The 11,131-nt window shown below is 41.6% G+C and carries 9 protein-coding genes; 2 read left to right on the top strand and 7 right to left on the bottom strand.

Going from position 1 to position 11,131, the window contains the following annotated elements; all coding sequences use genetic code 11:
• Positions 1–45: 45 nt before the first annotated feature.
• The 4 genes from rpmE to HYI04_RS05915 form a co-directional block, all read right to left on the bottom strand.
• Positions 46–273, bottom strand: coding sequence for a 50S ribosomal protein L31 (gene rpmE / locus HYI04_RS05930; RefSeq protein ID WP_004693579.1), 228 nt, complete (start codon positions 271–273; stop codon positions 46–48).
• A 205-nt stretch (positions 274–478) separates the two neighbouring features.
• Positions 479–1,459 carry a bile acid:sodium symporter family protein gene (locus HYI04_RS05925; RefSeq protein WP_010326467.1) on the bottom strand — a complete coding sequence of 327 codons (981 nt, stop codon included), beginning with the start codon at positions 1,457–1,459 and terminating at the stop codon, positions 479–481.
• Between the two features lie 167 nt (positions 1,460–1,626).
• Positions 1,627–2,028, bottom strand: a complete 402-nt coding sequence (gloA, locus tag HYI04_RS05920) for a lactoylglutathione lyase (RefSeq protein WP_010326466.1) — start codon at positions 2,026–2,028, stop codon at positions 1,627–1,629.
• A 121-nt stretch (positions 2,029–2,149) separates the two neighbouring features.
• Positions 2,150–4,291 carry an MFS transporter gene (locus tag HYI04_RS05915; RefSeq protein WP_178896007.1) on the bottom strand — a complete coding sequence of 714 codons (2,142 nt, stop codon included), beginning with the start codon at positions 4,289–4,291 and terminating at the stop codon, positions 2,150–2,152.
• A gap of 181 nt (positions 4,292–4,472) precedes the next feature.
• On the opposite strand from HYI04_RS05915, the gene HYI04_RS05910 reads away from it, so the two are divergent.
• Positions 4,473–7,106, top strand: a complete 2,634-nt coding sequence (locus HYI04_RS05910; RefSeq protein WP_087528552.1) for a Lon protease family protein — start codon at positions 4,473–4,475, stop codon at positions 7,104–7,106.
• Between the two features lie 55 nt (positions 7,107–7,161).
• Here HYI04_RS05910 and grxD read toward each other — a convergent pair whose 3' ends face one another.
• A complete protein-coding gene (gene grxD / locus HYI04_RS05905; RefSeq protein WP_004693588.1) occupies positions 7,162–7,503 on the bottom strand; it encodes a Grx4 family monothiol glutaredoxin in 342 nt (113 codons plus the stop codon).
• Positions 7,504–7,665: 162 nt separating this feature from the next.
• On the opposite strand from grxD, the gene HYI04_RS05900 reads away from it, so the two are divergent.
• Positions 7,666–8,877 (top strand): aspartate aminotransferase family protein, encoded by a 1,212-nt coding sequence (locus HYI04_RS05900; RefSeq protein WP_178896006.1) that lies wholly within the window; start codon positions 7,666–7,668, stop codon positions 8,875–8,877.
• 79 nt (positions 8,878–8,956) lie between these two features.
• Here the strand turns inward: HYI04_RS05900 and sohB are convergent, their stop codons facing one another.
• Both sohB and pstB read right to left on the bottom strand, forming a co-directional pair.
• Entirely contained in the window at positions 8,957–9,928 is a 972-nt protein-coding gene (gene sohB, locus HYI04_RS05895; protein WP_372239161.1) for a protease SohB, read from the bottom strand.
• 285 nt (positions 9,929–10,213) lie between these two features.
• Positions 10,214–11,128: a phosphate ABC transporter ATP-binding protein PstB gene (gene pstB / locus HYI04_RS05890; RefSeq protein WP_058952073.1), complete on the bottom strand. Its 915-nt coding sequence runs from the start codon at positions 11,126–11,128 to the stop codon at positions 10,214–10,216.
• Positions 11,129–11,131: the final 3 nt, after the last annotated feature.

Genomic DNA, 11,131 nt, shown 5'->3' with positions numbered 1-11,131 from the left:
ATAGGCATAAAAAAACGGGCAAATGCCCGTTTTTTTCTTTTGCTATTAGTCGCGTTTGATAGAACGTGACATGCCAGCAAAACGTTGTTTGAACTTGTCGATACGACCGCCAGTGTCAACGTTCTTTTGCTTACCAGTGTAGAATGGGTGGCAAGCTGAACATACGTCTAGGTAAACAGTTTCTTTACCAAGTGCTGAACGAGTTTCGATTACGTTACCGCAAGAACATGTAGCAACTAAAGTTTGGTATTTTGGGTGAATATCGGCGCGCATCGTCGATTACTCCATAAAAATTAAAGAAGGTTTTGCTGTCATCGCAATTGATCACTCTCAAAATTGAGGAAAGGACCACTTAATTAAATTAAGTTGCAGATCAACACCATAACAGACCATTCTTTTGGCCCACCGAGACGGATACCGTCAGAGCTAAGCACAACAAGTGGCAAATATTATACGAGATATAGTATCAGATAGCCAATTATTCTTTCGTTTCAATTTCAGATTGCTTGGCCCAATAGTTAGCAATAATCCCACACACCATCAGCTGGATTTGATGAAAAATCATAATCGGTAAAACAATCATCCCCAAAGGTTGTCCAATAAAAAGAATCTGTGCCATTGGAACACCACTAGCCAAAGTCTTTTTTGAACCACAGAAAAAAATGGTTTTCTGATCGGCACGGTTAAAGCCTAACCAACGTGGTAAAAACAACCCAAGCAACATAATAATCGTCAATAAGACTGAACACACAATAATCAATAGGATTAACGTACCAACACTCACCTCTTGCCATAGGCCCGCTACCACAGCACTGCTGAAAGCACCGTACACCACCATTAATATCGAACCCTGATCGAATGCTTTGACGATGCTTGGCATTTTCTGCATATACGGAAATACATATGGTCGAAGTAACTGCCCAAGGACAAACGGAACTAGCAGCAATAAGGTAATTTGAAGTATAGACGAGGTTGGATCAAAACCATGCTCTGATTGCCCCAAAATAAAAAAAGCCACCATCACAGGGGTAATAAACATCCCAATCAAATTTGAGAATGAAGCACTACATACCGCCCCAGCCACATTGCCTTGCGCGACCGAAGTAAACGCAATTGAAGACTGTACTGTCGATGGCAAAAAGCACATAAACAAAAAGCCCCAATACAACTCCTGCCCAAGTAGTGGTACCAATACAGGTTTAGCAAGCAAACCTAAAACGGGAAAAAGGATGAAGGTAAATGCAAAAACCAAAGCATGGAGTTTCCAATGCATCATGCCCTGAATCACCGCTTCACGGGATAGTTTAGCGCCATGCAAAAAGAATAATATAGCAATCGCGACCGTCGTCAATACACCAAATACACTGGCGGCTTGGCCTGAAACAGGGACTAAGCTGGCTAAGAGCACCATAACAAATAGCAATAACGTAAACCGATCGAGTGCCAATAATTTCAACATACCAACATCCTGTCATTCCTCTAAAAATGAAAAAGCCCAGTGACTCATTTACCTTTGGGTAAATTCATCTTACTGAGCTATATAAGTAAAGCTAGCTTTTACAGGATATGTTCAATATTTTTTTAATTAATACTGTGCATACACACTGCATATGACCTAATAACGGCTTAGTTATTACGTGCATTACTATCTTGTTGAATCAGTTCAATTTTATAACCATCCGGATCTTCTACAAAGGCAATAACCGTTACACCACCCTTCATTGGTCCAGCTTCACGCACGACATTACCACCGCGCGCTTTGATTTCCTCACAAGCTTTATATGCATCGTCTACCGCAATAGCAATATGACCATAAGCATTGCCCAATTCATAACTGTCCGTATCCCAGTTATGTGTCAGCTCTAAAACCGTATGATTTTCTTCATCACCATAACCCACAAATGCCAAAGTAAAACGACCTTCTTCGTAATCACGCTTACGAAGTAAAGTCATACCAAGCACTTCAGTATAGAACGCCAAAGATTGTTCTAAATTGCCTACACGTAGCATGGTATGTAGCATGCGCATGGAATTTCCTCATGATTTATTCTCAGCCACCAATATAGGCAAAACCGTCCTATATTTCAAACCTCAACCATAAAAAAGTAGCCACAAGAGCTACTTTTTTAATTCGAGACAAGTCGATGCTTTAACTTTGTTCAGCGGCATGCTCTCGTAGAAGTTTCGCCACCCAGACCACTAAGATTAAAATTGGGATTCCAATGAGTGTGGTCAGCAAGAAGAAATTTGGATAGCCAATATTGGACACAATTGTCCCCGAATATCCACCTAGAATTTTAGGTGTTAACGTCATCAATGAACTAAAAATCGCATACTGAACAGCAGTGAAAGATACGCTGGTCAAACTTGATAGAAATGCAATAAATGCAGCACCGGCTAAACCTGATGCCAAGTTATCGACAATAATCGCAAAATACAGCCAGTTTGAACTATATTCCTTAATCACCTTCCCTTTAACTTCTAACTGTCCATCAACTGCTTTATTCAAGTTGATTGGCTGAAGATCAACATCTAGAGTTGCAGATTTTTCAGCTGCAGGATCCACCTGATAATTCAGTGCAGTGTGTTGTTGCGCACGCTCATTTTGCATCAATACAGCATTCAGCTTTTTAGAGTTTGAATCAAGGAGCTGTTTCACAGGGATTGCCGCACTAAATACACCTTCTTTGTCTAACTTTGTATCAAAGCTTTGACCATCTAAGCTCAATTTAATACTTTGGTTTTCAGCCAGTGTAGCAAGGTATTGACCTCTTACCACGATGCTTCCTTCAGACTCTCGTTGATTAATCACATTATCAGCCGTGATCGGAAGCAACAGCAATACCCTAGATGCACCCGTTTGACTGATATAAGGCAATGTGACCGAGACAGGCTGTGAAGTATCATTTTGAAAACTGGCCGTTGCAGTTAGACTTTCATTTGCCTGAAGCTGCTTAACAGGAACCTTAATTGTCCATGCACCTGTCTCATCCGCTTGAGTTTTGAAACTTTGCTCACCGACATTGATCACAACATCATTTAAAGGTTGTCCTGATTTGACCAAGCCAATAAAGATGAGATTGGTTGAACTGGCCAAGATTGCTCCGACAAACATCAATTTCATGATGTTCATACGCTGCGCCAGTAGTCCTCCTAAAAAACCACCAACCAAACTAAAAATCACCCCATAAACTTTCACCGCTTCAGCAATCTGTTCTTTGGTAAAGTTTAAGTCTTGATAAAACACATTGGAGATCACACCTGCAATAATGTCGGAAATACGGTAAAATCCAATCAACAACAGCAATACCAACGCCAATTTCACGCCATAACGCTTAAAGAAGTCTGCAACAGGATTCACCCATGTTTCATAGGCCATTTGTTTGTTCACAGCACCCATTTTGACTAGGCTTGAACCCACTAAAAATGCAACAGCACCAGAGCCAATAAAACGTAAAGCCTCAAAACAAAACAGTGCAAAACTATCTTTGATCGACCAGAGCTGAATCAGCATTTCAGTTAAGTTGCCTGAATAAATATAGCTCAGTACAAAGCTCACCACAGACACAAAGAAAACTGCCACCAAACGATAATAATCTACCCGTTTATATTCTTTACGCACCCGATCCACTTGTGGTTCACGTATACATAAAGTGGTTGTAATTCCGACCAACATGACCGCCGCCATTGCTAAATAGGTCCACTTCCACGCCTCATAAATATAGTTGCCTTTGGCTGTACCCAAATAAGCCGCTAAAAATAATGCACCCGCGCCCGCAACGATCATGCCGATGCGGTAGCCTGCGTTATAAGTTGAAGCCAATACCGTTTGCATTTGCGTTTCTGCCAGCTCAATACGATAGGCATCAATCACAATATCTTGTGTTGCAGCAGAAAAACCTAAAAGCACAGCACCCGCAGCCATTTGGTAAAGATAGCTCTGACCAAGAGATGGATCTGAAAATGCCATAATACAAATCGCACAAATAATTAAAATTTGTGCGATTAATAACCATGCACGTCGACGTCCTAACAGTTTGGTCAGCCCTGGTACGGGTAACTCATCTATCAAAGGGGCCCAAACAAATTTGAATGAATATCCCAGAGCAGCCCAACTAAAAAAAGTCACAGCGCTCTTATCGATACCTGCTTCTCCTAGCCATAAAGATAAGCTCGAGAAAATTAACAGGATTGGAATACCTGCGGAGAAACCCAAAAACAGCATGATCAACGCACGGCGATCTAAAAATGCAGTAAAAGCGGATTTCCATCCTGAAGATTGTGTTGTCATTACATTTTTGTTGTCTTAAAACCAATGTTGCTATTCAAACCCTTAATACAATTTGTTTCAACCTGATTTGTAAAATCAATGTTCTATTTTTGTCGATAAACACTTCGACTTTGCTTGATCTTTTGCATTAAACCTGTATACCTTTAAGTTTCTAACGCAATCTTTAGTTTCGGATTTCAAAGTGACCCAAAAACACGATCAAATGAGCTCTTCTTTATCTGTACCACCTGCATTAAATAGTCAAGAAAATCCAGAAAACAACCTTAGTTCAGCATTTGACCAACCCGAAATTCAAACGACCTTAGCAAAGACACAACTTCAAGCAGAACAACTGACGCACACCCCTGCTCTGGATAAAATTCCAGCCTCAACGCGTCGTATTAAACCGCTCAATAATTTTTTAGGGCAAGACCGCGCACGTGCTTCGGTTGAAGCAGGTATTTCCTTGCCGTATTCTGGCTATAACATCTTTGCCGTAGGCACAGCTGGCTTGGGCAAGCGCACCATGGTCAAGCGTTTACTACAGCAACACGCCAAAAATATGCCGACACCGAATGATTGGGTTTACGTTTATAATTTTAAAAGCCCTCGTCAACCGATTGCTTTAGAGTTGCCTGCGGGTCAGGCGGTAAAATTTCAAACCATGTTACATCAAACATGGCAAGCCACTTTAAAGCAGCTCGAGCGTCGCTTTACTGCTGAAACCTACCACAACCGTATAGAAGCCATTCGCCAACAAACGGGTGACGTTCAACAGCAAGCCTTGATTGAATTGACTCAGGAAGGCGAAGAGCTAGATCTGAAACTGGTGTCTCGAAATGATGAGCACTGCTTTATTCCCGTCCAATATGTAGACGATAAAGTCTTAGAAATGACACAAGCTGACATTAACGCACTCAGCTCTAAAGAACGCTCTGAAATTAATGCCAATATCCGCCATATGGATAAAAAGCTTGAACGTTTAGGCATGCATTTAGGTGACTTGGAAGATGATGCCCGCGATAAAGTTCAAGTATTGAACCGTGATATTGCCAAGCAAGTTTTATTGCCTAAAGTCGAACAGTTACTCACTAAGTTTGCTGAAGTTGAAGGCTTAAAAGACTATTTAAAACATTATGCCGAAGATATTATTAACAATGTTGAAATAGTCTTAGAACAAGAGGAAGACGATTTTAGCCCAGGTCTATTCAGCCGTATTCCCTCACGTTACCAAGCCAATGTCATTGTGTCGCATAAGCCTAATGCTGGCGCACCGGTTATTTTTGAAGATTTCCCAACACATTACAACTTGCTTGGGCATGTAGAGCAACTGACTCAACATGGCACCATTACTACAGACTTTACCTTAATCCGCCCAGGGACATTGCATAAAGCCAATGGTGGTTTTTTAATGTTAGAAGCAGAACAACTGCTTGAACAGCCTTATGCATGGCAGGGTTTAAAACGTGCGTTAAAGTCAGGTCAGTTAAAACTTTCTTCACTTGAGCATATGTTGACACTGACAGGAAGTATCTCAATTGAACCTGAAGCAATCCCGCTGAATTTAAAAGTGGTTTTACTGGCTGAGCCTGAAATTTACTATGAAATACTCGAAGTAGAACCTGAACTTGGCAGTGTCTTTAAAATCCGTGCTGACTTTACTGATACGTTGCAGCGTAATGAAGTAAATGAACAAGCCTATATGCAACTGATTGCAGACTATGTACAGGCCGATAAACTGCTTCCATTCGACCGATCTGCGCTTTCTGCACTTTTGACTGATTCTAGCCGTCAAGCCGAAGATCAAAGCTCCTTATCCCTACATGCCCTGACGTTGGGTGATTTGATTCGTGAAGCGCATCATCATGCCTTCCAATCAGGCGATAAGATGGTCTCGGATCAACACATTAATATGGCATTAGATCATCGCAAATACCGCTTAGGCTATTTACGTGAGCTCTATTGGCAAGATTTGTCCCGTGGTACGCAGCTCATCGAAACACGCGGACACCGCCTCGGTCAAATTAATGCACTTTCGGTCATTCACTATGCAGATGTTGAATTTGGCTTACCATCACGTCTAACAGCATCTGTGTATCAAGGTGGCGGCGATATTCTAGATATCGAACGTAGTGTCGAGCTCGGTGGCTCTCTGCATGCGAAAGGTGTGCTACTGATGTCATCATTCTTAAAAGCACATTTCGGTCGTGAACAAACTCTGCATTTCTCTGCAGCACTTGCCTTTGAACAAAGTTATGGTCAAGTCGATGGTGACAGTGCTACGGTTGCAGAACTCTCTGCTTTAATCTCAGCGATTAGCCAGCTCCCGATTGATCAGTCTTGGGCGATTACAGGCTCAATGAACCAATTAGGTCAAGTTCAACCGATTGGTGGTGTCAATGCAAAAATTGAAGGCTTCTTCGATGCATGCAAACTGCAAGGCTTAACTGGCAAACAAGGTGTGATTATTCCACGTCAAAATATGCAGCATCTCATGTTACGTAAAGATGTGATTGAAGCGGTTTCAAATGACCAGTTCCACATTCATGCTATAGACACGATTGATCAAGCGCTTGAACTACTTATGGCTCGACCAGTCGGCACTTTAGACAAAAAAGGACGCTACACCAAGAAGTCTATTTATGCGGCGGTGATGGATCAGCTAGATTATTGGCAAGCCATTGAAGATGGTGCTGAGTTTGAAGAAGAGCCGAAGAAAAAGAAAAAAAAGAAGAAGGACAAAAAAAAGGACAAATCTGAAAAGAAGACCGTTGCAACTGAAAATGCAACGGAACAAACTCCTGAAGCCATAAGCACAGTATCTACAGTGGATTAAACCTTTCCCTCAAATAAAAAAAGCGCCTCAACGGCGCTTTTTTTGCAACTGAAGATTAAGCTTCAGGTGCTGGACTATGCTGTTCAACTAAAGGTTGTAATTCACCTTTTTGGAACATGTCTAGAATAATGTCACTACCACCAATCAACTCACCGTTGATCCATAACTGTGGGAATGTAGGCCAGTTTGCAATTTGTGGTAACAAAGCACGAATATCTGGATTTTCAAGAATATTCACATAAGCAAACGGACGACCAATTTGACTAAGCGCTTCTACAGCACGTGCAGAGAAACCACATTGTGGAAACTGTGGGGTGCCTTTCATATAAAGAAGTACAGCGTGTTTTGCAATTTGGTCACGAATTAACGCTTCGGTATCGCGTGCTTGTTCAGTCATTGATCAATCCTCAACTAATCTAACCCGCATTATACCCAAAACGTAGAAAAACAGTATGCCTAAAGCAATATTTCGACTTTTATTTAAATTTAGGCTTTAAAACTACAAGCATAATTGCTTAATATTAACTTTCACTTACCCTCTAACAGATAAGAGTTAGTCATGAATAACATTACCCTTGCTCCTGTACAAACTGATCAACCCTCTCATTTGATGCCAGTATTTGGCCGTCAGCCGATCAGCTTTGTCCGAGGCCGAGGGTCTTATCTTTATACAGCGGATGGTACTGAATACTTCGATGCACTAACAGGCATTGCGGTTTGTGGTTTAGGTCACGCACATCCTGTTATTGCAGAAGCAATTGCAGAACAAGCTGCAACGCTCATTCATACCAGTAATTTGTTTGAAGTGCCTTGGCAAACAGCAGCCGCACAGAAACTTGCTGAAGTTGCAGGCATGGAGGAAGTATTCTTTTCAAACAGTGGTGCAGAATCCAATGAGGGTGCAATCAAAATTGCCCGTAAATTTGGCTACATGCAAGGCATTGCCAATCCAAAAATCATTGTTGCAGAGCACTCATTCCATGGCCGTACTATGGCGACCCTATCAGCAACGGGCAATAAAAAAGTCCAAGAAGGCTTTGGCCCATTGGTTGAAGGTTTTATTCGTGTCCCATTCGGCGACATTGAAGCCATTGAAGAAGCCGCAATTCATCATCCAGACATTGTCGCGATCTTTGTCGAGCCAATTCAGGGCGAAGGTGGAGTCAATACTGCTCCACAAGGTTTTAGCTATTTGGAAGAGATTCGTCAGATCTGTAATCAACACAACTGGCTGATGATGCTGGATGAAGTTCAAACTGGTAATGGCCGTACAGGTGAATACTTTGCCTACCAACACACCAACATCATTCCTGATGTACTGACCACTGCCAAAGGTTTAGGCAATGGCTTCCCCATTGGTGCGGTGATGACTCAAGGTCGTGGTGTAGGCGTGCTGACTGCGGGTAACCACGGTTCAACATATAGTGGCTCAGCATTGGGTTCTCGTGTGGTGTATACCATCATCGACATTATGCAGAAAGAAAACATCGTTCAAAATGCGGCTGAACAAGGTGCGTACATCGTAGAACAACTGCGCAACCAGCTTGCCGATCAAAATGTGATTGTCCGTGGCTTTGGTTTAATGATTGGTATTGAATTACCCAAAGCATGTGGTGACTTGGTCAACATCGCTCGTGATGAATACCACACCATTATTAACGTCACTGCGGGTTCTGTGGTGCGTTTACTACCGACGTTGAATATTACCAAAGAACAGGCGAATCAACTGATTGAACGTCTAGTGAAAATGATTAAAGCGTACTTGGCTTAAGACAAAAAAGTCTGGTTCTAAAATTGCTTTTTGCATATTTCGGAACCAGACTTTTTGAAATGAATCGGCCAACTAAATATTAAAGTTTTGGATCACGCATTTGCACCAAACTTGCATTGGTTTTAGTTAAGGTTTCTATCACTTTATTCATGACTGCTGGTACCAAGGCATCTGCAATTTGCACAGCTTGTAAGCCCAACTTCTCACCTAAAGTCGGTTTCTTACGCGTTGAGATGACATAAACATCATGATCGGTCAGTAAATTAAGTAAATAAGCATCTGAAGTTTGTAACTGATCGACCAAATTCAAATCTAAGGCATCTTGACCATACCAATGCTCACCCGTCGCCACTTTTTCAACATTGAGTTGTGGGCGATATTTTTCAACAAAGTGTTTAAACAGCACATGCGTCTGTTGTAGCTCTTCTTCAAACTTCGCCTTACCTTCTGCTGTATTTTCACCAAACATCGTCACAGTACGTTTATATTGGCCTGCTGTGTACAGTTCAAAATCGATATTGTGTTCTTTTAGCAGACGATTAAAGTTAGGAACTTGCGCGACCACACCAATTGAACCAACAACCGCAAAAGGTGCAGCAATAATCTGATTGGCGATACATGCCATCATATAACCGCCACTCGCTGCAACTTTATCGACACAAATAGTGAGATTGAAACCTGCATCACGTAAACGCACCAATTGGGCAGCAGCCAAACCATAACCATGTACCATACCGCCTGGGCTTTCTAAACGCACCACAACGCGATCACGCCCTGCTTTGGCTGTCGCTAAAATCAAGGTGATTTCTTCACGTAAGCTTTCTACCGCTGTTGCCGCAGTATCACCTTTAAAATCTAGAATATAAACTTTTTGATTAGCCTTTTTACGGTGACGAGACTCTTTCGCTAACTGCTGAGTCAGTTGCAATAACTCCAATTTAGATGCTGTAGTTTGCGTAATTTTTTTACGTTGTTCATTAATACGCGCATTTAAATGTGTAATTCGAATTTCAGCGGGAAGTTTCGGTAAATGAAATAACATAGAAATTATATTCTCTAAAATAATACGTCGGTATATGACCTAGATTAGGTCAATGGCATTTTTTTTCAATAGCCATTTTTTGTTTTATTCTGTAATGCGTTACCTTTCACATTTAATCATTTACAAGATGAGTCTATATCTCAGACGGCACATCTTCGCATCTTTTGTTCAATGTGACGCTAATACGCAATGTCCATCATCATGGCTGTTTTAGTCACCAGACTTAATATCTGCTTATAACAAAAAAACAGAGCATTTAGGCTCTGTTTTTTCAAATATTTCAAGTTATGCGTATTAACCGAAACGACCTGTAATATAAGCTTCAGTTAGCTGATGATCTGGCTGAGTGAAGACTTTCTCGGTTGAGTTCACTTCAATCAAGTCACCTAAATGGAAGTAAGCGGTACGGTCTGATACACGTGCAGCCTGCTGCATTGAGTGCGTCACAATCGCAATCGTATACTGCGTTGAAAGCTCAGAAATAAGCTCTTCCACTTTCGCTGTTGCAATCGGGTCAAGCGCTGAACATGGCTCATCCATCAGAATCACTTCTGGGCTTACCGCAATGGTACGCGCAATACATAAACGCTGCTGCTGACCACCCGACAAGCCTGTGCCCGGTTGGTTTAAACGGTCTTTGACTTCATCCCAAAGACCCGCTTTACGTAAGCTGTTTTCTACAATTTCTTCTAAGTCATACTTATCACGGGCCAAACCATGGAGTTTAGGGCCATAAGCCACGTTATCAAAAATTGACTTTGGGAATGGGTTTGGTTTCTGGAATACCATACCTACTTGAGCGCGAAGCAGTACCACATCTAGGTTTGGGTCATAAATATCTTGATTATCCAACATCACTTTACCCGTCACACGACAGCTATCAATGGTGTCGTTCATACGGTTCAAAGTACGTAAGAAGGTCGATTTACCACAGCCTGATGGCCCAATAAATGCAATCACTTCATTTTCGTAGATATTCAGATCAATCCCTTTAATCGCTTCAGCTTCGCCATAGTAAACATGTACATCTGAAGTGCTGAGTTTGACTTGTCCTTGTGCCTGATCTTTCTTAGTAGAAGTCTGTGTATCAAACTGCGACACAAAAGAAGTACCCTGCTGACCTGAGGTCGTATTTGGGTTTGTAAATTGAGTGTGTTCTTGATTCACTGTTTGATCCTGATCTAAGGAATTTTTAACAACGGTATTCATATT

Origin of the sequence: Acinetobacter sp. SwsAc2 (assembly GCF_013391465.1) — a bacterium.
Classification (GTDB): Bacteria; Pseudomonadota; Gammaproteobacteria; order Pseudomonadales; family Moraxellaceae; genus Acinetobacter; species Acinetobacter johnsonii.
The sequence above is the reverse complement of the archived record's forward strand: the minus strand, read 5'-3'. Positions and strand labels throughout refer to the sequence as shown.